This window comes from Litoreibacter halocynthiae (assembly GCF_004365635.1).
GTDB classification, from domain to species: Bacteria; Pseudomonadota; Alphaproteobacteria; order Rhodobacterales; family Rhodobacteraceae; genus Litoreibacter; species Litoreibacter halocynthiae.
Map to the genome: position 1 here is coordinate 657,157 of NZ_SOBH01000003.1, position 23,641 is coordinate 680,797.

Annotated in this window: 22 protein-coding genes; 16 read left to right on the forward strand and 6 right to left on the reverse strand. The window is 57.3% G+C overall.

Annotated elements, in window-relative coordinates; all coding sequences use genetic code 11:
- Positions 1-35: 35 nt before the first annotated feature.
- A complete protein-coding gene (locus BDE40_RS15025) occupies positions 36-641 on the reverse strand; it encodes a response regulator transcription factor (RefSeq protein WP_134015846.1) in 606 nt (201 codons plus the stop codon).
- Positions 638-2,047 (reverse strand): sensor histidine kinase, encoded by a 1,410-nt coding sequence (locus tag BDE40_RS15030; protein ID WP_246030468.1) that lies wholly within the window; start codon positions 2,045-2,047, stop codon positions 638-640. Before BDE40_RS15030 ends, BDE40_RS15025 begins: the two co-directional genes overlap by 4 nt.
- A 419-nt stretch (positions 2,048-2,466) precedes the next feature.
- Here BDE40_RS15030 and BDE40_RS15035 point away from each other — a divergent pair, with 419 nt between their 5' ends.
- The 3 genes from BDE40_RS15035 to BDE40_RS15045 are packed head-to-tail and all read left to right on the forward strand — an operon-like array spanning position 2,467 to position 5,418.
- Complete coding sequence (locus tag BDE40_RS15035) at positions 2,467-3,516, forward strand: pyridoxal-phosphate dependent enzyme (protein WP_134015847.1); 1,050 nt, start codon at positions 2,467-2,469, stop codon at positions 3,514-3,516.
- On the forward strand, positions 3,509-4,672 hold the full coding sequence (locus tag BDE40_RS15040) for a M24 family metallopeptidase (RefSeq protein ID WP_134015849.1): 1,164 nt from the start codon (positions 3,509-3,511) through the stop codon (positions 4,670-4,672). Before BDE40_RS15035 ends, BDE40_RS15040 begins: the two co-directional genes overlap by 8 nt.
- The gene (locus tag BDE40_RS15045) at positions 4,672-5,418 is read left to right on the forward strand and encodes a maleate cis-trans isomerase family protein (protein ID WP_134015995.1); all 747 of its coding nucleotides are present in this window, start codon (positions 4,672-4,674) and stop codon (positions 5,416-5,418) included. The genes BDE40_RS15040 and BDE40_RS15045 overlap by 1 nt, the downstream gene beginning before the upstream one ends.
- A 100-nt stretch (positions 5,419-5,518) precedes the next feature.
- Here BDE40_RS15045 and BDE40_RS18245 read toward each other — a convergent pair whose 3' ends face one another.
- The gene (locus BDE40_RS18245) at positions 5,519-5,683 is read right to left on the reverse strand and encodes a hypothetical protein (RefSeq protein WP_162848104.1); all 165 of its coding nucleotides are present in this window, start codon (positions 5,681-5,683) and stop codon (positions 5,519-5,521) included.
- A 56-nt stretch (positions 5,684-5,739) separates the two neighbouring features.
- Between BDE40_RS18245 and BDE40_RS15050 the strand changes: the two genes are divergently transcribed.
- The 13 genes from BDE40_RS15050 to BDE40_RS15110 all read left to right on the forward strand — a co-directional run bounded on the left by BDE40_RS15050 (position 5,740) and on the right by BDE40_RS15110 (position 20,321).
- On the forward strand, positions 5,740-7,374 hold the full coding sequence (locus tag BDE40_RS15050) for an MFS transporter (RefSeq protein ID WP_134015851.1): 1,635 nt from the start codon (positions 5,740-5,742) through the stop codon (positions 7,372-7,374).
- A 136-nt stretch (positions 7,375-7,510) separates the two neighbouring features.
- On the forward strand, positions 7,511-8,515 hold the full coding sequence (locus BDE40_RS15055; protein ID WP_134015853.1) for a LacI family DNA-binding transcriptional regulator: 1,005 nt from the start codon (positions 7,511-7,513) through the stop codon (positions 8,513-8,515).
- Positions 8,515-9,825 carry a xylose isomerase gene (xylA, locus tag BDE40_RS15060; RefSeq protein ID WP_134015855.1) on the forward strand — a complete coding sequence of 437 codons (1,311 nt, stop codon included), beginning with the start codon at positions 8,515-8,517 and terminating at the stop codon, positions 9,823-9,825. Before BDE40_RS15055 ends, xylA begins: the two co-directional genes overlap by 1 nt.
- Before the next feature lie 16 nt (positions 9,826-9,841).
- The gene (locus BDE40_RS15065) at positions 9,842-10,900 is read left to right on the forward strand and encodes a sugar phosphate isomerase/epimerase family protein (protein ID WP_134015857.1); all 1,059 of its coding nucleotides are present in this window, start codon (positions 9,842-9,844) and stop codon (positions 10,898-10,900) included.
- A complete protein-coding gene (locus BDE40_RS15070) occupies positions 10,897-12,030 on the forward strand; it encodes a Gfo/Idh/MocA family protein (protein WP_134015859.1) in 1,134 nt (377 codons plus the stop codon). The genes BDE40_RS15065 and BDE40_RS15070 overlap by 4 nt, the downstream gene beginning before the upstream one ends.
- Positions 12,027-13,535: a sugar ABC transporter ATP-binding protein gene (locus tag BDE40_RS15075; protein WP_134015861.1), complete on the forward strand. Its 1,509-nt coding sequence runs from the start codon at positions 12,027-12,029 to the stop codon at positions 13,533-13,535. Before BDE40_RS15070 ends, BDE40_RS15075 begins: the two co-directional genes overlap by 4 nt.
- A complete protein-coding gene (locus tag BDE40_RS15080) occupies positions 13,535-14,530 on the forward strand; it encodes an ABC transporter permease (protein ID WP_134015863.1) in 996 nt (331 codons plus the stop codon). Before BDE40_RS15075 ends, BDE40_RS15080 begins: the two co-directional genes overlap by 1 nt.
- Before the next feature lie 42 nt (positions 14,531-14,572).
- Positions 14,573-15,520 (forward strand): ABC transporter substrate-binding protein, encoded by a 948-nt coding sequence (locus BDE40_RS15085; protein WP_134015865.1) that lies wholly within the window; start codon positions 14,573-14,575, stop codon positions 15,518-15,520.
- Positions 15,521-16,193: 673 nt separating this feature from the next.
- Positions 16,194-17,132, forward strand: a complete 939-nt coding sequence (locus BDE40_RS15090) for a substrate-binding domain-containing protein (protein WP_134015867.1) — start codon at positions 16,194-16,196, stop codon at positions 17,130-17,132.
- A gap of 95 nt (positions 17,133-17,227) precedes the next feature.
- Positions 17,228-18,301, forward strand: a complete 1,074-nt coding sequence (locus BDE40_RS15095) for an ABC transporter permease (RefSeq protein ID WP_134015869.1) — start codon at positions 17,228-17,230, stop codon at positions 18,299-18,301.
- 15 nt (positions 18,302-18,316) lie between these two features.
- Complete coding sequence (locus tag BDE40_RS15100; protein WP_134015871.1) at positions 18,317-19,090, forward strand: ATP-binding cassette domain-containing protein; 774 nt, start codon at positions 18,317-18,319, stop codon at positions 19,088-19,090.
- Positions 19,074-19,295 (forward strand): hypothetical protein, encoded by a 222-nt coding sequence (locus BDE40_RS15105; RefSeq protein ID WP_211342442.1) that lies wholly within the window; start codon positions 19,074-19,076, stop codon positions 19,293-19,295. Before BDE40_RS15100 ends, BDE40_RS15105 begins: the two co-directional genes overlap by 17 nt.
- 21 nt (positions 19,296-19,316) lie before the next feature.
- Complete coding sequence (locus BDE40_RS15110; RefSeq protein ID WP_134015872.1) at positions 19,317-20,321, forward strand: LacI family DNA-binding transcriptional regulator; 1,005 nt, start codon at positions 19,317-19,319, stop codon at positions 20,319-20,321.
- A gap of 33 nt (positions 20,322-20,354) precedes the next feature.
- Here the strand turns inward: BDE40_RS15110 and BDE40_RS15115 are convergent, their stop codons facing one another.
- From BDE40_RS15115 to BDE40_RS15125, 3 genes are all read right to left on the reverse strand, one after another.
- On the reverse strand, positions 20,355-21,509 hold the full coding sequence (locus BDE40_RS15115; protein ID WP_134015874.1) for a Gfo/Idh/MocA family protein: 1,155 nt from the start codon (positions 21,507-21,509) through the stop codon (positions 20,355-20,357).
- 63 nt (positions 21,510-21,572) lie between these two features.
- Complete coding sequence (locus BDE40_RS15120; RefSeq protein ID WP_134015876.1) at positions 21,573-22,460, reverse strand: sugar phosphate isomerase/epimerase family protein; 888 nt, start codon at positions 22,458-22,460, stop codon at positions 21,573-21,575.
- A gap of 14 nt (positions 22,461-22,474) precedes the next feature.
- Positions 22,475-23,578, reverse strand: a complete 1,104-nt coding sequence (locus BDE40_RS15125; RefSeq protein WP_134015878.1) for a Gfo/Idh/MocA family protein — start codon at positions 23,576-23,578, stop codon at positions 22,475-22,477.
- Between the last annotated feature and the right edge of the window lie 63 nt (positions 23,579-23,641).

The following is a 23,641-nucleotide window of genomic DNA, read 5'->3' on the forward strand; positions in this document are numbered from 1 at the left end:
CCGCAAAGGTGTCCGTAGTTCTACTGATCCGCCCGTCAGTATGCCTGCGCATCCAGCCAAAACCGCGTGAGTTCCGCCGCTGAAGACGTGCCCGCTTTGGCTGCAATCGCTGCGCGGTGACTTTCAACCGTGCGCGGCGACAGGGTCAGCGCATCAGCGATTTGCTTGGTGGTCAGCCCCTTTGCAATCATTTCAAGGACTTCTTTTTCCCGCGCGGACAGCTGCTGCACCACCGCCACGGCCTCTGCGCGTTCTGCCGAGGCCTGTTGTTGTGTTTCAAGCTCTGCATGACCCTTCTGGATCGCGTCGATCAGGTCCTGTTCGTCTACGGGTTTGCTCAGAAAATCTATCGCGCCATTGCGAAATGCTCGCCTGCACGCCTCGATATCGCCGTGTCCGCTGATTATCACCGTGGGCCATGACACACCTTGATCGGTTAGCTTTTCTTGAAGTTTCAGACCCGAAATCGCGGGCATCCGGATATCGAGGATCAGACAGCCCGGCATCAGGTCTGCCGCCTGTGCCAGGAATGTCTCGGGGGACGCAAAGCTGCGCACATTCAGCCCGACGGTGTCCAACAGAAGGCTCAGCGCATTGCGCACCGCCTCATCATCATCAACGAGGTAGACGTGGTTGGTCATGGTGCCCCCGCCTTGTTTGAGAGCGGCAGGGACAAACGGAACGTGGTCTGGGCGGTGTCGTCCAGCAGCATGATATCCCCGTCCATTTCCTCAACCAGCCTATGACACAATGCGAGGCCAAGCCCGGTTCCGTCCGGTTTGCCTGTCACGAATGGTTCAAAGATGCGGGGCTTGAGGTGGTCAGGCACCCCCGGGCCAGTGTCACTGACATCCAGAATGACCGAAGGACCATCGACATGCGTGCTGATAGTGACCTTTGCCGCGTCCGAGGCATCAAGCGCGTTGCGCACCAGATTAAACACAACCTGTTCCAACTCGACCGGATCGGCGTCAATAAACAGGGGAGCCTTATGCAACGATAGAGTAATGGCAGCCCCATTGGTCTTGGCCTCTAGTGCCAGCAGTTTCTGAACGCTTTGGGCGGCTTCATGGACAGAACAGGTTTCAGATGGCGCACGGTTTGGCTTGCTCCAACGTCTGAGGCGATCAAGAATATTCGCTGCACGTTGTGCTTGGGATACGGTGTCGTCCAAAACTGCGCCAAGACGTTCAACATCACCGCGCCGTGCCATATGGCGACCGGCCTGCGCTTGGCTGAGGATCGCGGTCAAGGGTTGCGCCAGTTCATGCGCCATCCCGCTGGCCATTTCACCCATCGCATTGACGCGGGAGGCATGGGCGAGCCGCGTTTCTTGGGCGCTGAGTTTGGCGCGGTTCTCAGCGTCTTTGGTGCGCATGCGTTGTTTGAAACCGAAGGCAGACAGCAAAAAGAGCGCCGTGACCAGCGCCATGACAGAGAGCACTTTCCCGACCGGCAAGAGATCAGACAGCCCGATGGCCAAAGAAGTTTCGAAGACTAAAGGTTGTGACACACTACCAAGTGGCTTGGAAAACCCGGTCTCAACTGATGAAAGTTGCCCGACCAACGGGGTTTGCCCGTCCGGTGTTGCAAGTCGCAATGAAGTTGATGACGCGTCCCAAAACGGATCATCCGTGGCAATCAGCGCACGCGCGTCAACTACCAGCGCCAAAGCGTGCTGCGCCGCGTTAGAATTGGGCGAGCGCTTCACAAGCAGGTAGTGATCCGGCAGGTCTGGCATTTGGCCTATTTGCAACGTCCCTGCGGAGTGCCGCGCCAATTCCACAACGAGTTCCCTTGCCCGAGTTGACAGTCCGGGCGGCGTTTCAATCGTCGGTTGGGACTGGTTATATGGAACGACATTCACCGAGGTAACACGTGGATAGAAGCGCGTGATCGTTGCGGCGACATCCAACAACAAATCCTGTCTCTCGATTCCACCGGCCACAAAGATCGCTGACAACGATGTCAAATGCGCATCATGCTGATCTGCCCGTTGGGACGCCAAGCGATGCAGCGTTGCACTTTTGACCGTAAGTTCACGCACCAAATTTTGCCGTTCAAAAAAGGCCGCTCCGCTAAGCGCAAGCATGACGGTAAACGCCCATAGCACAGCGTTGCGCCAGAAACTATTTGAGTATGAGACCGCCATTCGCATTCATCGCAGGTGCGTGCGCAAACTCCAATCCGTATTTCTACGGTTATGAGTCCACTGCCATAACGCCCGCCTGAGAGCGGTCACATGCCGATGCTGGGTCAGTGTCGACAGAGAACCCAAGGCAGGGGTGACCAAATCTTGCTGCGTGCGCTCGCAGTTGTCTGACGTCAGCGCCAATGGGTCTAGACCTTTGCCGACAGACAGATCTGTGTCCTCCATTCGGGGGATGCTAGACTTGCTATTCGATTTCGGTCAGGCTTTTCGCGTCACGCCGATGGATCGTGACGACTGCCCGAAAGGTACAACGCATGCGTGAGAGTTTCGAAAATCCGTATTATCAAACTGGTCTTAACGGGCTGAAATTGATGCCAAAAGACGACGCGACGCATGTATCCGCTTTGTTGTCAAAATGCCCAAGGCATTCTGCCACCCCCTTGATCGAGATGCCGGAATTGGCACGACATATCGGCGTCGCGCGTTTGCACGTGAAAGACGAAAGCAATCGTATGGGGCTGGGCAGTTTCAAAGCCCTTGGCGCGGCCTATGCCATCGCATGTGAAGCCGCCGGTCGCGTGGTTGCGGATCGTTGGAGTACCGCATTGTCAGGCGAAGTTTTTATAACGGCAAGTGCAGGTAACCACGGGTTGTCTGTGGCTGCCGGTGCGCGGCTTTTTGGTGCCAAGGCGATCATATTTCTGGCAGAAACCGTCCCGGAACCGTTTGCTGACAGACTGCGCGCCATCGGAGCGGATGTGGTTCGGTCTGGTGCCACTTACGAAGACAGTCTTGTCGCGGCACAGACGAGTGCAGATGAGGGGCACGGCACATTATTGTCTGACGGATCGTGGCCGGACTACACGGCACTGCCGTCACGTGTCATGGAGGGGTATCTGCAGCTTGCCGTTGAAGTCGCGGAGCAAATCGCAGAACCGCCTACTCACATATTCTTGCAAGCAGGCGTCGGAGGTCTGGCCGCTGCAGTTGCGGCCTATAGTCGATCCGTCTGGGGCAGTGCACCGGTAATCGTGGTTGTCGAACCAGATGCTGCGCCTGCATTGATCGAAAGCATGCGGGCGGGTGCGGTTGTCGAAACGACGGGCCCTGTGTCGGACATGGGGCGGCTTGATTGCAAAACGCCATCAATGGTCGCGCTGGCAGGTTTGGCGCGCGACGCTAATGTTTTTATGACCATAACGGAGGAAGATGCGGCGCAGGCCGTGGGCGTATTGGCAAGTCATGGACTGACCACCACGCCCTCAGGAGGGGCGGGTTTTGCAGCGGCTTTGATCGGGTTTGCGGGGATGGAGGCGGACGCACGCGTTTTGGTGATCCTGAGCGAGGGCGCAGAGGATGCATGAACCTGCGCCTCTTTTTTCGAGCGAGGAGTATCGCGGGCGGGTCTCGCGCCTACAGGACGGCTTGAAAACTGCGCAGATGGACGGTTTGTTGCTGACCACACCCGCCGACATCTTCTACGTCACAGGTTTTTTGACGCGGTTTTGGGAAAGCCCGGCACGCCCTTGGTTTGTTTTGATCCCCGCGACAGGCGACCCAGTTGCGATTATTCCTGCTATCGGCGCAGCACTAATGGGGCAAGGCTGGGTGAAAGACATTCGCACATGGGATGCGCCCGACCCCGTAGATGATGGCGTTTCGTTGTTGGCAGATGCCATTTTTGAAGCAATCCCGACCAACGGGGCTCTTGGGGTTCCGATGGGATTAGAAACCCATCTACGCATGCCGATGGCCGATTACAGGCGCATCGTTGACCGCATCAAGCCGCGCCGCATCATGGATGCCACTGCAATCGTGCAGCGTGTCCGTGAGATTAAGTCTGATGCCGAGATTGCCAAGATCAAAACGACTTGTGCAATTGCAGATCGGGTCTTTGCTCGGGTGCCAGAGTTTGCGTCCTGCGGTCGCCCGCTTGATCAGGTTTTTCGCGACTTCCAGATTGCATTGCTGCAAGAGGGCGCCGATTGGGTCAGCTACGTAGCGGGTGGCGCGGGGCAAGATGGATATGGTGATGTAATTTCACCGGCCACGGCACGGCCTTTGGCCAAAGGGGATATCTTGATGTTGGATACGGGGGCGGTACGGGACGGTTATTTTTGCGACTTTGACCGCAATTATTCTATTGGCGCACCGTCCTCCACAGTCCAACGCGTGCAGGACGCCTTATATTCTGCCACGGACCTTGCCCTTGAAACGCTGCGGCCGGGTATGACAGCCGCTGATCTATATAATACTTTGACGAACGCGTTGCGCAGTGCGGGTTTAACGCCAGGTGGTGGGCGGTTCGGGCACGGTTTGGGCATCACACTTACAGAATGGCCATCGCTTACCGCAAAGGACACTACTCCACTGCGAGAGGGAATGGTTTTGACGCTCGAACCCGGTGCCGAGGTTTCGGCTGGGAAATTTCTGGTTCACGAGGAGAACATCGTTCTGCGCGCGAACGGTCCCGAATTGCTTTCTAAACGCGCGCCCAAAGACCTCCCAAGGATCGCATGATGGATCAGTTTCCGTATCAACTGACGGGTTCCATCGGACGCACCGCGACACTGGGGTTGGTGGTTTTGCAAGTCGATGAAACCATTGAACAGGATTTTCGCCGGTTGTTTGCGGGCCCCGAAGTTGCCGTCTATGTCAGCCGAATTCCTTCGGGCTCCAACCTGACCCCAAACACGATTGCGCAAATGGCGGTTGATCTGCCGCAGGCCGTATCGCTTTTGCCACCCGCAGCACAGTTTGACGTCATTGGATACGCCTGCACGTCTGGCACAACACTGATTGGGGCGGACAAGGTCGCGTCGTTGGTTAGGGAACACGCGAACACAAAGGCGGTAACAAACCCGCTTAGTGCCGCCATCGCAGCGTTCAAATCGCTTGACGTTCGATCAATCGCAATCGTGTCGCCCTACATTGCTTCCATCGCAGCCCCAATTCGAACCGCATTTCAAAACGCCGGCTTTGATGTTCCGGCGACGGTGTCTTTTGGCGAAGAGATTGAAGCCAATGTTGCACGAGTTGACCCCGCGTCTATTCATGCAGCCGCACTGAAAATCGGTAAGACTGCGGGCATTGATGCGGTTTTTCTTTCGTGCACCAATCTGCGAACGCTCGACATTATAGACGATTTGGAACAACGCCTCGGGCGACACGTTGTAAGCAGCAATCAGGCTCTGGCTTGGCACATGGGCCAGATCGCCTCCGCGCCCCTTTCGCCGGATGCACCGGGGGCTCTTTGTCGATTATAGCCTGCTGGCCCAAAAGATTTTCAGATGCCAGATGATATTTTTCGCGTTCAGGCTCCCGTGTGATTACCACTTAATTTCTGCGCTGATCCGACTGTGAATGTCACAATCTACCGACCTGACTGTTAGGTGGGCTGTAATACAAAGTGCGGCGAAGGTCCAATGCCTGCGCCTGCGTGCCGTAGATATCAGGCTGCAGCTTGGATTGTTTTTTAGGTGGTGGTGGCATTTGGCTGATCCCTAGCTGGCTGTAGGTCAGGTTGCTCATGACGCCCGACGGCGGTAACAATCGTGAGAGAAGCTGGTTGAGGAAGGGAACGCTTTGTGCCGCAAAGTACATCCACACTGACGCTTTTTCGAAACCAAACTTTCCGGATGCTCTGGATCGCCGCCCTTGCCTCGAATTTCGGAGGGCTGGTGCAGGCGGTTGGGGCGGCGTGGATGATGACGTCGCTGACGGAGTCCCAAAGCATGGTCGCGCTCGTCCAATCTTCTGTGACCCTGCCGATTATGATTTTCTCGTTACTGGCGGGGGTGTTTGCCGATAATTTCGACCGCCGCAAGGTTATGCTGATCGCGCAGTCCTTCATGCTCATGGTGTCGATTATGCTTGCCTTTATGGCTTATGAGGGATGGCTGTCCCCTTGGCTGTTGTTGGGATTCACCTTCCTGATCGGGTGCGGCACGGCCTTGCACAATCCGTCGTGGCAGGCATCCATGGGCGATATCGTGTCGCGTGAGGAATTGTCGGCGGCGGTTTCGCTCAACAGTATGGGCTTCAACCTGATGCGCAGCATCGGGCCTGCCGCAGGGGGCGCGATTGTGGCGATTGCGGGGGCGGCTGCTGCGTTTACGGTGAATGCCCTCAGCTATATCGGCATCATCACCGCCCTATGGTTCTGGAAGCCGTCGACGCCGCAGCGGCGTTTGCCGCGTGAGCGAATGGGCAGCGCGTTTTTTGCGGGCCTGCGCTATGTTGCGATGTCGCCCAACCTTATCAAAGTGATCTTTCGCGGCTTTCTGTTTGGCCTTTCCGCCATCGCGGTTTTGGCGCTATTGCCGCTGATCGTTCGAGAATTGCTACAGGGCGGGGCTTTTGTCTACGGTGTCTTGCTGGGTTGTTTTGGCGCTGGCGCTGTGGGCGGCGCGTTGATGAATGCCCGCCTTCGGGCACGGTTTCAAAACGAGCGCATTACGCAGGCGGCGTTTCTTGCGTTTGCGGTCAGCAGCATCACGCTGGCGATGAGCCGTCACTATGTCTTTAGCGGGGCCGCATTGATGCTTGCAGGCGCAAGTTGGGTCATGGCGTTGTCACTGTTCAATGTCACCATTCAGCTGTCTACCCCGCGTTGGGTCGTCGGGCGGGCGATTGCATTGTATCAGACCGGTGTCTTTGGCGGCATGGCGGGCGGGAGCTGGGCATGGGGTGTGGTGGCGGAGAACTTCGGCGCGGACCGTGCGATGCTTGGGGCGGCGGTCCTGCTGGTCATCGGAGCCTTGGCGGGGCTGAGCGTCCCGTTGCCGGATTCCGCCGACCTCAACCTTGATCCGCTGAACACGTTTACCGAGCCCTCCCTGCGGCTGGACCTGAGACAGCGCAGCGGGCCGATAATGGTCATGGTCGACTACGAAATTGCACAAGAGGACGTGAGCGAATTTCTGGCCGCGATGAACGCGCGGCGGCGCATCAGAATTCGCGACGGGGCGCAGCAATGGGCGCTGCTGAGGGATCTTGAAAACCCCGATGTCTGGACCGAGACCTATCATGTCCCCACATGGCTTGAATATGTACGTCACCACGAGCGTCGCACGCAGGCGGATGCTGAATCCTACGAACGGATTCTAAAACTACATCGCGGCAAGGAGCGGCCCAAGGTGCATCGCATGATCGAGCGGCAGGCGATTTCGCTGCGCGACGATACGCCGTTGAAGGATGCGCCTGAGAAAGTTGCTGAATAGCGGGCTGAAAGCTGACCAACATCAGAAAATTCAGCGTTCCAGCTTCTGTGAGGCGAGGTAATGATGGGCGCCCTTCAGTAAAATGATTGACGTACCTCAATTCAATTTCTATCGTGATGGGTAGGGGGAGTCGGAGATGAGTGGACCGACAGTTCATGACGTTGCGAGGACGGCTCAGGTGAGTCTCGCCACGGTAGATCGTGTTCTGAACAATCGCGGTGGCGTGTCGTCCAAGGCCGAGGCGAAGGTCAAAGCAGCGGTTGCCCAAACCGGCTATGTGCGCAACTTAGCCGCCGCAAATCTGTCTCGTCGTCGTGTTTACCGGTTCAGTTTCGTTGTCCCGTCAGGTGATACCGGTTTTGTTGCATTGCTACAGGCCGCACTGGAGCGTGAACGCGACAGGCTGGTTGAAGAGCAAATCCTGATTCAGATCATACCAACCCATGCGTTCGACGTGGCCGGACAGGTTGCAGCCCTGCGCAACCTTGACTGTGACGCCGTTGCGATCATGGCAAGCGAAGCCCCCGAAGTTCAGGAAGAAGTGAGCCGCTTGCGCGCGTCTGGCGTGCGGGTTGTCACCCTTGTTGCCGATCTTCCCCAGTCCGATCGCGAGGCCTATGTGGGGCTTGATAACGTCGCTGCCGGCCGCACGGCTGCGGAGTTCATGGGGCGTTTTCTGGGAGATTCTGGTGAAATTCTGATGATTGCCGGTTCCCTTTCCTCCCGCGACCACAACGAGCGCCTTATGGGGTTTCGTAGGGTCATGCAGGAGCGTTTCCAACACCTGACATTGTTGCCTGCGGTTGAGGGTAATGACGAGGCCCGAAGCGTTGAGCGGCTGGTGTCCGAGGCGTCCGCAATCCGGCCTTTGGTTGGTATCTACGCCATCGGCGCGGGCAACAAGGGATTGGTGCGCGCTGTCCAAAAGGCCGATGCCAAACCCGTCACCATCGTTCACGAACTGACCCCGACATCGCGTCAGGGCTTGCGCGACGGAACCATTGATCTGGTGCTGGACCAAGACACCTCTGCCGCCGTCGTGGCCGCCGTGCGGATCATGCGCGACCTGACCGAAGGGCGCGATGTGCCAGTGGACACAGGAAAAATCCGATTAAACATATTCAGCCGAGAGAACATCTAATGAGCAGATACTTCGCCGACATCGCCCCCGTGACCTTTGGAGGGGCTGACAGCACCGACCCGCTGGCGTTCCGGCACTATAATCCGATCGAAATGGTAGGCGGCAAAACGATGGCCGAGCATCTGCGTTTTGCGGTTTGCTACTGGCACAACTTCGTCTGGGAAGGGAACGACCCGTTCGGCGGGCAGACCTTTGAGCGCCCGTGGTTTCCGGCGGATACGATGGCGCTGGCCAAGCAAAAGGCGGATGATGCGTTCGATATGTTCCGCATTCTTGGTGTGCCGTATTTCTGCTTTCACGATCATGACGTGCGCCCTGAAGGGGATAGCCTGCAAGAAAGCCACGACCGCCTGAACGAAATGGCGGATTACTTCGCCGAGAAGATGGAGAATGGCGGGCCGAAGCTGCTGTGGGGCACGGCCAACATGTTCTCGAACCGGCGGTATATGTCGGGGGCGTCCACCAATCCTGATCCGGATGTGTTCGCCTTTTGCGCCTCGACCGTGAAGGCCTGCATGGACGTCACCCACCGCCTGAATGGCGAAAACTATGTGCTGTGGGGCGGTCGCGAAGGGTACGAGACGCTGCTGAACACCGATCTGGACCGCGAGTTGGAGCAGATGGGCCGGTTTCTGAGCATGGTGGTCGAGTACAAACACAAGATCGGTTTCAAAGGCTCGATCCTGATCGAGCCGAAACCGCAGGAGCCGACCAAGCATCAATACGATTACGACGTGGCGACGGTGTATGGGTTTCTAAAGCGGTTTGGGCTGGAAAACGAGGTGCAGGTGAATGTCGAACAGGGTCATGCGATCCTTGCGGGCCACTCGTTCGAGCACGAGCTGGCGATGGCGCGGACCTTGGGGATTTTCGGCTCCATCGACATGAACCGCAATGACTACCAATCGGGATGGGACACCGACCAGTTTCCGAACTCGCCGTCAGAGGCGGCGTTGGCTTACTATGAGGTATTGAAGGCAGGCGGGTTTACCACCGGCGGCACCAACTTTGACGCCAAACTGCGCCGTCAGTCTTTGGATGCCAGCGACCTGATCGCAGCGCATGTGGGTGGGATGGACGTTTGCGCGCGTGGTTTGAAATCGGCGCACGCTATGTTGGTGGACGGTACATTGGAGGCCCCGCGTCGTGCGCGCTACGCCGGATGGGAGGCTGACGCGGCTAAGGCGATGCTGGCCGAAGGGGCGACGTTGGACGGGATCGCTGCCAAAGCTGAAGCCGCCGACCTGAACCCGCAACCCGCGTCGGGACAACAGGAAAAACTTGAGAATATCGTCAACCGTTACGTGTGACGGCAAGGAGGAAGCTATGAAAACGATCAAAGGTCCGGCGCTGTTTCTGGCGCAGTTCGCAGGCGACGACGCGCCGTTCAACTCGTGGGATTCCATAACGAAATGGGCCGCGGATTGCGGCTATAAGGGCGTGCAGGTTCCCAGTTGGGACGCGCGGATGATTGACCTCGATAAGGCCGCTTCCTCGAAAGGGTATTGCGAGGATTGGGCCGGACAGGCCCGCGCCAATGGCGTCGAAGTGACGGAGCTGTCCACCCACTTGCAAGGCCAGCTTGTGGCCGTGCATCCCGCCTATGACGACGCTTTCGACGGCTTTGCGGCCCCCGAAGTGCGCGGCAATCCGAAGGCACGTCAGGAATGGGCGGTAGATCAGGTGAAAAAGGCGCTGTCCGCGTCGAAGAACCTTGGGATCGGCGCGCATGCGACGTTTTCGGGCGCGTTGGCGTGGCCTTATGTCTACCCGTGGCCGCAACGACCTGCGGGTCTGGTGGAGCAAGCCTTTGACGAGCTGGCAAAACGGTGGTTGCCGATCTTGGACCATGCTGAGGATTGCGGCGTCGATGTCTGCTACGAAATCCACCCCGGTGAAGATTTGCATGACGGGATCACCTACGAGATGTTTCTGGAGCGCACAGGCAACCACGCCCGCGCCAACATGCTCTATGACCCGTCGCATTATGTGCTTCAGTGCATGGATTACATCGACAATATCGACATCTACAAAGACCGTATTCGGATGTTCCACGTCAAGGATGCGGAATTCAATCCGACGGGCCGTCAGGGTGTCTATGGCGGATATCAGTCGTGGGTCGACCGCGCGGGCCGGTTCCGGTCGCTTGGCGACGGGCAGGTGGATTTCGGGGCGGTTTTCTCGAAAATGGCGGCCAATGATTTTGACGGCTGGGCCGTGGTGGAATGGGAATGCGCGATCAAGCACCCCGAAGACGGCGCGCGCGAAGGGGCGCAGTTCGTCAAGGATCACATCATTCGTGTGACGGAACGTGCGTTTGACGACTTTGCGGATGGCGGCGCTGACACGGCGCTGAACGCCAAGATGATGGGGATCACGTCATGAAACCTATTCGATTAGGCATGGTGGGCGGCGGCAACGACGCCTTTATCGGAGGGGTTCACCGCATTGCGTCGCGCATAGACGGGCGGTTTGAGTTGGTGGCGGGGGCGCTGTCCTCGACGGCCGAGAAGTCCAAGGCGTCGGGCGCGGCTTTGGGTCTGGGCGCGGACCGCTGCTACGGTGATTTCACCGAGATGGCCAAGCGTGAAGCACGGCTGAAGAATGGCATTGAGGCTGTTGCGATTGTGACGCCGAACCACGTCCATTACCCTGCCGCGCGCGAGTTCCTGAAACGCGGCATCCATGTGATTTGCGACAAGCCGCTGACCTCGACCTTGGCAGACGCGAAGAAGCTGGTGGCGGCGGCGGAGAAGTCGGACGCGCAGTTCGTCCTGACGCATAACTACACCGGCTACCCGATGGTGCGCCAAGCCCGCGCGATGGTTGCGGAGGGCCTGATTGGTGACATTCGCGTCGTGCAGGTGGAGTATCCTCAGGACTGGCTGACCGAGCCTTTGGAGGGCGAAGGCCTGAAGCAGGCCGAGTGGCGCACCGATCCCGCACGGTCCGGCTCTGGCGGGTGTGTTGGCGATATCGGGACGCATGCTTACAATTTGGCAGGCTTCGTGACGGGATTGAAACTGGAGAGCCTTGCCGCCGATTTGACCAGCTTTGTCGAGGGCCGCAGACTGGACGACAACGTGCATGTGATGCTGCGCTATCAGGGCGGGGCGAAGGGTATGTTGTGGTCGTCGCAGGTGGCTCCCGGCAACGAGAATGCGCTGAAGCTACGGGTTTACGGCGAAAAGGGCGGTTTGGAGTGGTCGCAAGAAGACCCCAATTACCTGTGGTTCACGCCCCACGGCGAGCCGAAGCGCTTGCTGACCCGCAACGGGGCAGGGGCGCACGAGGCAAATCAAAGCACCTCGCGCATTCCACCCGGTCACCCGGAAGGGTATCTGGAGGGTTTCGCGAATATCTACAGCGAAGCCGCGGATTTGATCGTAGCGGCCCGAGACGGTGGCGCGCCGGATCACCTTTTGCCGACGGTTCATGACGGCCTCGACGGTGTGGTGTTCATTGACGCCTGCGTGCGGTCCTCCGCGCGCAATGCGGCATGGGTTAAGATATGACCGAACCGCTCGCCCTGTCCCTGACCAAAATCTGTCGCAGCTTTGGACCCGTCCAAGTGTTGCATGACGTCGACATCACGCTGGCAGCGGGCGAGGTCCACGCGCTTATTGGTGAAAACGGGGCGGGCAAATCAACAACGATGAAAATCATGTCAGGCTATCTGGCCCCGACGAGCGGGGTCGTTGCCTTGAACGACGCGCCGGTGTCTTTTGCCAATTCGCAAGACGCCGAGGCGCAGGGCGTGGTTCTGATCCATCAGGAATTCAACCTTGCGGAGCAGCTGAGCGTTGAGCAGAACATTTTCCTCGGGCACGAAAAGAAGCGCGGCTTCCTTCTGGACAAGGCGGCGATGCAGGCCGAGGCGCTTGCGTTGTTGGCGCGGTTGAACTGTCAGGTTGATCCGTCAGCGCGTGTCAGCGACATCGCCAATGCCGACAAGCAAATGGTCGAGATCGCTAAGGCGCTGTCCCGTAATGCCCGTGTATTGATCATGGATGAGCCAACTGCTGTCTTGACCGAGCGCGAAGCCGAAGTGCTGTTCGTTCAGGTTGAGCGGTTGAAAGCGGAAGGCGTTGCGATCCTGTTCACCTCGCACAAGCTCGACGAAGTGAAGCGGATTTCTGACAAGATCACCATTTTGCGCGACGGCCATGTCGTGTCCCAAGGTCCGACGAGCGACTACAATGAGGACCAGATGGCTGAGGCTATGGTCGGGCGCGATGTGTCCTCGCTGTATCCTGAGCGTACTGTGCCCGTCGGATCCGATATCGCGCTAGAGGTTAAAGGGTTGTCGGTCGCGGAGTTTGCCCATGATATTTCGTTTACCTTGAAGAAGGGCGAAATACTGGGGGTGTCCGGCCTGATCGGATCGGGTCGGACGGAGACGATGGAAGGGCTGGTTGGCCTGCGCTCATCGACGGGCGAGGTGCGGCTGAACGGTGAAGTTGTTCATCTTAAGTCGCCGCAACAGGCGCAGAAAGCGGGTGTGTGCTATCTGACCGAGGATCGCAAAAGCCGTGGCTTGCTGCTGACAAAGGGCATGCGGGAAAACCTGACGTTGCAATGTTTGCCCGATTTCACCAATTACCTGATTGATCAAAAGTCCGAGGACGCGGCTTTGACCAAAGCGATCGAGGATTTCGACATTCGCGCGCCCTCGCGTGACGTGGCGGTCGGCAACCTGTCCGGCGGCAATCAACAAAAGCTGCTGATCGCCAAGGTCATGCTGGCCGATCCGGATATCGTCATCATCGACGAGCCGACGCGCGGCATCGATATCGGCACCAAGCAGCAGATATACGAATTCATTCACGCGCTCTCGGGGCAGGGCAAATCCATCATCGTTATCAGCTCCGAGATGCAGGAGGTCATCGGTCTCGCGGACCGCGTTCTGGTCATGCGCATGGGCCGCATTGCCGGCGAAGTTTCGGGCGATGATTTGACTGAAGACAAAATCGTGCGGCTCGCCATGGGCCTGGACGTGAACAAAGAAGAGGCGGCGTAATGGCCGCGGCAGACACAAATCCAAAACCCACCATGCGGCTTGACCTCAAAGTGCTGGGGCCGATTTTGGCCTTGGTCGTGCTGGTGGTCATCGGCGCGATGATGAACGGCAATTTCCTGAGCGCGGGGAACATCACCAATGTTCTGTCACGCTCGGCCTTTATCGGGATCATTGCTGTCGGCATGACATTTGTCATAACGGCGGGAGGGCTGGATCTGTCGGTTGGGTCGATGGCGGCCTTTATTGCGGGTCTTATGATCCTTGTGATGAACGGTTTGTTGCCTGTTATGGGCGTCGGGTGGCCGCTTGTTTTCGTCGGAATGTTGACCGCCATCGTTGCGGGGACTGCCGCCGGGTTTATAAACGGGTTTCTCATCACGAACATGCGGATCGAGGCGTTTATCGTCACCCTTGGCACCATGGGCATTTACCGTAGTCTTGTGACATGGCTGGCGGATGGCGGCACCCTGTCGCTTGATTTCGGGATGCGGGCGATTATCCGGCCCATTTATTTCGACGGTATCCTTGGCATCAGCTGGCCGATCATCGTGTTCGCCTTGGTCGCGATCCTTGGTGAGGTCGTCATGCGCCGCGGTGCGTTCGGGCGTCACGCTGCCGCTGTCGGGTCCAACGATCAGGTGGCGCGGTATTCATCGGTGAACGTGAATCGCGTGCGCATGATGACCTATGTCGGTTTGGGCGTTTTGGTCGGGATTGCCACGATCATGTATGTGCCGCGACTGGGTTCTGCGTCGTCCAGCACTGGCGTGCTTTGGGAACTGGAGGCCATCGCCGCCGTGATTATCGGTGGCACCATGCTGAAAGGCGGATTTGGCCGCGTTTGGGGCACCGTGATCGGCGTGCTGATCCTGTCCCTGATCGGGAACATTCTGAACCTGACCGACGGGGTTTCACCTTACCTGAACGGTGCGGTGCAAGGCGTTATCATCATTCTTGCTGTGATCTTACAGCGCGACAAGAAGGCGGAGGGATAAGTCCCAACGCATAAAACGAATGGTTAATAGGAGGAGAAAACCATGAAACTCACGAATTCAATCGGTGCGTTCGCCCTGGCTGCGACACTCGCGATGCCAGCATTTGCGCAGGACACGAAAGTTATTGGCGTGTCCATACCGGCCGCGACCCACGGCTGGGCCGGCGGCATGAACTTTCACGCGCAACAAGCTGTCGACCGGCTTGAGGCCGTCTACCCACAACTGGATTTCGTTCTGGCGACAGCATCCGATCCGGCGAAACAGGTCAACGACATCGAAGACATGATGGCGACCCGCAACATCGACGCATTGGTCGTGCTGCCATTTGAATCCGAGCCACTGACAAGCCCTGTAAAAGCCGTCGCTGACAGCGGTGCATGGGTCACGGTTGTCGACCGTGGTTTGGCCATTGAAGGCATCGAGGACCTTTACGTCGCGGGCGACAATTCGGGTTTCGGCAAAGTGTCGGGCGAATACATGGTTTCGGCCATGCCCGATGGCGGCAAGATCGTTGCATTCCGTGGCATCCCGACCAGCATCGACAACGAGCGCGTTGCCGGATTTGAAGCAGCAATCGAAGGCTCCGGCATCGAGATCATCGGCATGGAGCACGGCAACTGGAACCGCGATGACAGCTTTGTGGTCATGGAGGACTTCCTGTCCAAGCATGAGCAGATCGACGCTGTTTGGGCGTCTGATGATGACATGGCGATCGGTGTTCTTGCAGCCATCGAAGCTGCGGGCCGCGACGACATCAAATTCGTACTGGGTGGCGCTGGCATGAAAGAGATGATTGCGCGCACACGCGACGGTGACGCGATGATCCCGGCAAACGTCACCTATCCGCCTGCGATGATTGCAACAGCGATTGAAATGACTGCGGTTGGTTTGACGTCGACGGCACCGGTATCCGGTACCTTCGTCATCGGTTCTGTTTTGATCACACAAGACAACGCGGCCGAGTTCTACTACCCAGACAGCCCGTTCTAAGGCGACACATGCAGCGGGGGTCCAGATGGTTCCCCGCTGCATTTTTTGCGAGATTTATCGCGGCTGCGGACTGATCAAGGGGCCGTCAGCACCAATCCCCCTCAAACGATAAGCATAAACTCGGTTAGGAATTCCTAGGCGGGGTGAAGTTCTGTTCGATCCAAATGATGGAGAGATTACGGACCTCTGAATGTTTTGGAGGGGTTAAAATGCAACCGGTTGCAAAATTATTGTAACGCCTCTAAGGTGATTCAATAATTGGGCAAACCAGATTGGAGGGCGCCACCTTTATGTTGCATCTTGCGCTAAATCGCATGACGGCGTCGAATTCACCGTTTGAGGAATTCTTCGATGTGGCAGAGGCCCTAGGCTGTGTAGGCGTCAAATTGCACAACCAATTTGCAACCGGTCTATTTGATGCAGGTGGTGCCGAATGCGCAGGACTGTTCCTGAAACCGGATTGCACGCGACAGGCAAACGCGGCCCGATCTTGGCCAAGGCCTTCGCGCCGGGCCCACGCTATCACCGACCCAAGAGCAACGCTTTTGAAGTCAAAACGCTTCATCGAAACCGACTGTCAGGCACTGGCCGCATGAGGTGACGTTGAGCCAATTGCCCTAAGGGGTCCCGGTTCTTTTTTCGCGTGTGCCGGGCACGTTTCTGGGAGGAAATCATGAAGAAACTACTACTTACCGCCGGCCTGACTGTCCTGATGGGCACTTCTGCGATGGCGCAGCAAATTGGCGTCTCTGTTGCACGTTTTGACGACAACGGACTGACAGTGATGCGCAACGGCATGACCGCACATGAAGAAGCGCTGGACGGTGTCAGCTTGCAAATCGAAGATGCCACAGACGACGTGGCAAAGCAGCTAGACCAGATCAACAACTTCATCGCCTCCGGCGTTGACGCGATCATCGTGAACGCTGTCGACACCAACGCAACCGAAGCGATGTCAGCCGCTGCTGCGTCCGCTGGTGTTCCGATGGTTTATGTCAACCGTCAGCCCGTCAACATGGACACTTTGCCGGATGGTCAGGCCTTTGTTGCATCTAATGAGATCGAGTCCGGCACGCTGGCCGCGTTCCGCATGTGCCAAGACTTGCGTGCGCAGGGCAAATCAGGCGGTGCCAAAGCCTATATGCTAATGGGCCAGCTTTCCAACCAAGCGGCTGTTCAGCGTTCGAAAGACTTCGAAGATGTCATCGGCATGGACATGTGCAATTTCATCACTCTGATCGACAAGCAGACCGCCGAATGGTCCCGTGACAAAGCATCCGACTTGATGACCAACTGGATTTCCTCTGGCGAGCCGTTCGATGCTGTGTTCGGCAACAATGACGAAATGGCTATCGGTGCCATTCAGGCCATGAAGGCTGCGGGCATCTCTATGGATGATGTTGTGGTGGGCGGCGTAGACGCGACATCTGATGCGCTGGTTGCGATGCAAGCTGGTGACCTGGACGTCACCGTGTTTCAGGACCTTGCAGGTCAGGGGGCAGGTTCCATTGATACGGCGCTCAAGCTGATCAAAGGCGAAGAAGTCGACAAAACAGTCTTCATCCCGTTCAAACTGGTCACACCTGAGAACATCGACAGCTTTCTGAACTAAGCGTTTGGAATTCGACACGATTTGCAGGGCAGTCAGCGGATTGCCCTGCAAAGCCGACAAACCTCATAACCATCATATTTAAGGGGAGCTGACCCATGTCAGACACAAGCCACGGGACAGGCGGGCTGACTTTTGACAAGTCCAAGCGCCAATGGCCGAACGAGTTGAATGTTCTGGCCGCGCTTTTTCTGATTATCGGAATCTTCGAGGTGCTCGGCGCAATCTTCGTCGGACAGAGTCTTTTGTTCGATAGCAATGACCGCTTTGACAGCATCTTCAACGAGCAGCGTTTGCGGATTATCATCATTCAGGTCGCCATTGTGGGCATTATCGCCCTTGGCGTGACGCAGGTGATCATCACGGCTGGTATTGATCTGTCGTCCGGCTCTGTGCTGGGTGCGACCGCGATGATCGCGATGAGTTTCGCGCAGGTGTCGGTCGTGAACGGCAACCCCAACCCCAAGGCGATCTTTGGCCCGGCATTTCTGGATTTGCCTGTGCTTGTTCCCATATTTGTAGGGCTTGGATGCGGGATACTGGCAGGGATAGTAAACGGAATCCTTGTGGCGTATTCGCGCATTCCCCCGTTTATCGCGACCCTCGGCATGATGCTCTTTGCGCGCGGTGTTGCGCAGTGGTGGTCCAGCGGCAACCCTGTTTCCTTTCCCACCGAGAGCTATGCCAAGATCGGTGCTGGCATGATGCCAGTGATCATTTTCCTTGCATTGGCCGTGCTGTTCCACCTCGTCATGAACTACACAATTTACGGCAAGCACACCTACGCCATCGGCTCGAACGAGGCGGCGGCGAGAATGTCCGGGATCAACGTGCCGCGCCATCTGGTCTTGGTCTACGCGATTGCGGGCATGCTGGCAGGTTTGTCTGCGGTGATCCTGACCTCCAAAAACCTGACCGCCCAATCGGGTATGGGTCTCTCCTATGAACTGGATGCAATTGCCATGGCGGTTATTGGCGGCGTGTCCCTGTTTGGCGGGCGCGGGTCGATTATCGGCACCGTGATCGGAGCCCTGATCATCGGGGTTATCACGTCCGGCTTCACCTTCCTGCGCTTGGGCGCATTCTATCAGGAAATGGTGCTTGGGTGCATTATCGTGGGTGCTGTTGCACTTGATCAATGGCAGCAAAAACGCGCTGCAGCAAAAGCTTAAGGAAGGGGTCTAGAGATGTCGGATACTATTCTGGAAACCACGGACCTGACCAAGCATTATGGCGGGGTCCATGCGCTGGAGGGGGCGAACTTCGTCCTCAAACGCGGGGAGCATGTTGCCATCATGGGCGACAACGGCGCGGGCAAATCCACATTCGTTCGCCAGATCACAGGTGTCGAGCAGCGCACCCGTGGCACGGTCGTCTTTGATGGGGAGAAGGTCAATTTTGCCGGGCCGTTGGACGCTCGCGAAGCTGGTATTGAAACGGTGTTTCAAACTCTTGCGCTGGCCGATGATCTAAATGTGCCTGACAACTTGTTCTTGGGCCGTGAAAAGACGAAATGGAACTTCTTAGGGCCGTTTCGTATGCTGGATTACAAAGCGATGCGCGCAGACACTATTGCCGGTCTTGAAAAGACAGGCGTTAAAATTCCCAACATCAAAAACACCATTGCCAATATGTCGGGCGGTCAGCGCCAATGCGTGGCCATTGCGCGCACGGCCACGTTTGCAAGTAAACTGACCATCATGGACGAGCCCACCGCTGCCTTGGGCGTGCAGGAGACCGCGCAGGTGGAAAACATCATCCGCACCCTAAAGGAGCAGGGCGAAAGCTTGATCCTTGTCTCTCATAACATGCGGCAGGTGTTTGATCTGGTCGACCGGATTATCGTGTTTCGTCGGGGGCGCATGGTCGCTAATCTCAACAAGGAAGACACCAACGGCGAGGATGTGGTGGCCTACATCACAGGGGCAAAAACTGGCGCGGAGTATGAAGGTGCGGCTTAAGCTGTTCGATCTGGATATTCCGTTCTTTCTTCCCGTGTGGCGGCGGGTTTTGGCGGTCGCCATTCCGGCGCTTTGGGGGGCGTTCGAATTCTTGTCGGGCGCGGCCCTTTGGGGCGTGATCTTCTGGGGCATGGCTGGAATAGCGGCCTGGAAATTCTGGACCGCTGACTGGTCAGCGGTCGCAGCAATGGATAAGGATACATAAAACTGGACTGGGGGGCATAATTTGGCGGTCACGCTCAAAGACGTTGCAGAGCGCGCAGGCGTTTCCCGCTCCGCGGTTTCCCGCACCTTTACCGAAGGTGCATCGGTATCGGAAAAAACCCGATCAAAGGTCCAAAAGGCTGCTGACGCTTTGGGCTATAGCCCGAATGCACTGGCGTCATCGTTGACAACTGGCCGAACCAAATTGATCGGGCTGGTTTCCAACAACTTTCACAACCCTATTTTTTTGGAAGTATTCGACGGTTTCACCAAGGGGTTGCAAGCCCGTGGCTTGAGGCCATTGCTGGTCAACCTCACGGATGAGGTCAGTCCGGAAAACTCGATCCGAATGCTGCGCGCATATTCGGTCGATGGGGTGATTGTCGCGTCATCCACATTGCCCGCCAGCTTTGCAGAAGCCTTTAAAGACGCGGGCGTTCCTGTGGTCCATTCCTTTGGCCGACAATCGGCAAGCCCCAAGGTCAATGTGCTTGGGATCGACAATATCGAAGCAGGCCGGTTGGCCGCGAAGACACTTCTTGCCCGAGGCTATAAGCGGTTGGCCTTCATGGGGGGGCCGAAAACCGCGACTTCGACACAGGACCGCTTGAAGGGGTTCGAGGAAGTTATATCAGCAGCGCCGGATGTTGAGTTGTCGGTGAGTTTCGCCAGCAACTATTCTTTTGATGCTGGGCGCACAGAGATGACCCAGTTGCTGCAATCCAAACCTGCCGAAGCGTATTTCTGCGGTGATGATGTGCTGTCCATCGGCGCGTTGTCTGCCATTCAAAGTGCCGGAAAAAGAGTTCCCGAAGACATTGGCGTCATTGGTCTGAACGACATGGAAATGGCTGGTTGGCAGAATATAAACCTGACGACGATCCATAACCCGATAAAGCAGATCATCGCTTCATCGATTGAGCTGATTGAATCGTCGTTGAACGATGACACGCGCTACCCCGAAGCGCGGCTGTTCGCGTGTCACGTGGTCGAGCGCGGAACCTTGCGCCCACTACCACAGCCCTAGGTTGTGATCCTAAGGCTGTGGCTTGAGGTCGCTTTATCTGAACATCGGCGGGCGTGCGTCCAGCCAAATTCCGTCTTTCTTACCGGACTCTGCAACGGCATAGACCGCCGCCATTGACCGCAGGCCATCTTCAGCCCTTGGATAGAGATTGGCCGCCGGATCCATGTCGCGACCTTCCTTGCGCGCGGTAATCGCTTCGGCCAGATCGGTATAGATATTGGCGAAGGCCAGCGGCATCCCTTCGGCATGACCAATGGTGACGCGAGTGGTTCGGTCAGCTTCGGGCGAAAGGTTCGCCTCGCCCCGCTCGATGATTTGAAGTCGTTCACCAAGAGGCATGTAGTAGAGTTGGTTCGGGTGCTCTTGCGACCAGCGCAAACCTCCGGTTTCGCCAAAAACCTGAATGCTGAGGCCGTGTTGGCGGCCAATGGCGATTGAACTGGTCCAGAGCCGCCCAACCGCGCCGCCATCCATGCGGAAGTTTACCATCGCGTCATCTTCGAGCGTGCGAACGTCGATACATGAAACGGTATCTGCCGCCAGTTTGGTCACTTCCTGACCAGTCACGAAGCTGGCCATGTGCATCGCGTGGATACCACAATCGGCAAATTGAGCGGACACTCCGACTTGAGCCGGATCATACCTCCAGCGGACGCGGGGGTTGTTGGCATCGGCTGCGTCGGCGTGGTGTCCATGGGCGAATTCGGCGTTAACCAGCCGAACTTTGCCGATGTCACCACGGGCGACCATTGCTTTCATATGACGAACCAAAGAATAGCCCGTATAGCCGTAGTTGACCGCACATATGTTGCCCGTAGTTCGGGCGATTTTAACGATCTCTTCACCTTCTTCCACTGTCATGGTCATGGGTTTTTCACACAGCACGTGAAAGCCGTTTTCCAAGAAGGCTTTGGTGATTTCGAAATGGGTTGAGTTGGGTGTCGCAACCGTCACCAGATCGACGCGGTCATCGCGCTTTTTCTCAGCGCTCAGCATGTCTTGCCAGTCACCATACGCACGGTCGCCAAGGCCGAGGCGTTTGCCATAGTCGATGCCTTCTTGCGACCGGTGGTCAAGCGCACCCGCGGTGAACTCGAACAGGCTATCAAGTCCGGAGCCAAGCCTGTGTGCCGGTCCGATCTGGCTGCCTTCGCCGCCACCAATCATGCCCCATTTTAGTTTCTTCATGGCATCTGTCTTTCGCTAAAATCTATCTTGCAGGTTTTGTATTCGGGCAAATGTCGCGGTTTCCTAGAACCCGATGCTTTCGAGGTATTTGCGGTTGCTTTCTGCGTCTTCCAACGGGGTGCCGGGCATCGAGGGATCGCAATCCTGCTCGACAGTGCACCAGCCTTCGAAACCGGCATCAAGCAGAACTTGCCGCACAGCCGGGAAGTCAACGTCGCCTTGGCCGAGGTTGCAGAAAATTCCCTGACCACAGGCTTTGTAGAAGTCGGTGCGATTGGCGACCACGTCAGCCTTTACAACGGGATCAATGTCCTTGAAGTGCATGTAGCTGATCCGCGCGACATGGCGCTTCATGAAGGCGACGGGATCGAAGCCCGCATAGGAATGGTGGCCGGTGTCAAAGCAAATTTTCAGGATGCTTTCGTCGACCTCTGACAACAGCCGCTCCAACTCGGGCTCGAAATCCATGAACCCGCCTGCATGGGCGTGTATGCCGACGGTGAGCCCATATTCTTCCGTCCCCATTTTGGCGATTGCCGCGATCCGGTCGCGGAATGCGGCCCATTCCGCATCGTCCATTTGTTCAGCCTCGCCCGCACGACCTGCCGTGGGGGCGCGACGCGGGGAGATGCTATCAATCAGCACGAGATGCTTCGCGCCGTGCGCAACAAGCGCCTTGCAGGTCCGGACGGAGGCATCCATGACCTCATCCCACTTCGTCGCATCATGGAAGGGCCGAAAGACCACGCCGCCGATGATGCTGAGGTCGTTCTTGGCAAGCTCATCGGCCAATATGGCGGGGTCTTCCGGCATGTAGCCGATGGGTCCAAGCTCGATCCCCTTATATCCGGCCTTGGCACATTGCTGCAGGACGGATTGCCAAGACGGGTAGGCCGGATCAGATGCAAACTCGATGCCCCAGGAACAGGGCGCATTACCTATTTTGATCATATTGCAGAACCTTATCAGTAGTCTTTGATGGTGACCCAAGCCTGCTTTTGGCTGGACTCAAGCGCGGCCATGACCACGCGATTGACCTCCATACCTTCGGCAAAGGTGGGCCAGATTGGACGGTTTTCGTGGATCGCGCGCAGGAAATCATGCGCTTCGATGATTATTTGATCTTGGTAGCCTGTGCCATGACCCGGCCCTTGGCAGAATGGCAGGTAATCCGGGTGGGCGGGGCCAGTCAAGATTTTGCGGAAACCGCGTTCGGCCTCCGGCCCGTCCATTGTGTAAAGATGGAGCGCATTCTGGTCTTCCTGATCGAAGCGGATGGCACCTTTGGTTCCGTGGATTTCGTAGGCGTAGCCCATCTTGCGGCCTGTCGCGACACGGCTGAAGAACAAGTGCCCCTGCGCGCCGCTGTCAAAGCGGACCATCATTTGAGCTTGGTCATCGTTGGTGACAGGCACGTCGCCACGCGTCTTGTGTACGGTTTCAACCGATGCGCAGAGCGCAGCAATCGGCCCGATAATCGCCCGCGCGGCGTTGATCATGTGCGGGGCCAAATCCCCCATCGTGCCATTTGCATCGCCGTCTGTTCGCCACGAAGCCGGAGCTTGCGGGTCGGCATAAAAGTCTTCTGTGTGCTCGCCGCGAAACCAAGTGATCTCGCCGATACGCCCGTCCGCCACCAGTTGTCGGGCATATTGGGAGGCGGGCGTGCGAATGTAGTTGAAGCCGACCATATTTACGGCACCGGCGCGCTCTGCGGCGGCGACCATGGCGCGGCTGTCTGACAGGTTGGCACCCAGCGGTTTTTCACAAAACACGGGCTTGCCCTGGGCAAAGGCGGCTTTGGCAATTTCGCGATGGGTTTCTTGTGGCGAGGCGATGATAACTGCATCAATGTCTGGGTCGGTGACCAGCACCCGCCAGTCGGTGGTGGCGCGGGCGAATCCGAAAGATTTGCGGTACCGCTCTGCTGACCCCTCGGTCCTTGCACAGACCATCTCTAGCTTGGGCCGGAGCGGTGTATCGAACACGCCACCAACGGCTGCATAGGCTACAGCATGCGCCTTGCCCATATAGCCACCGCCGACAATCCCGACCTTCAATTCCGTCATTGCAACGTCCTTCTCAAAAAACCGATTGCAACCGGTTGCAAAATGCGTAACCTTGTTTGGCAC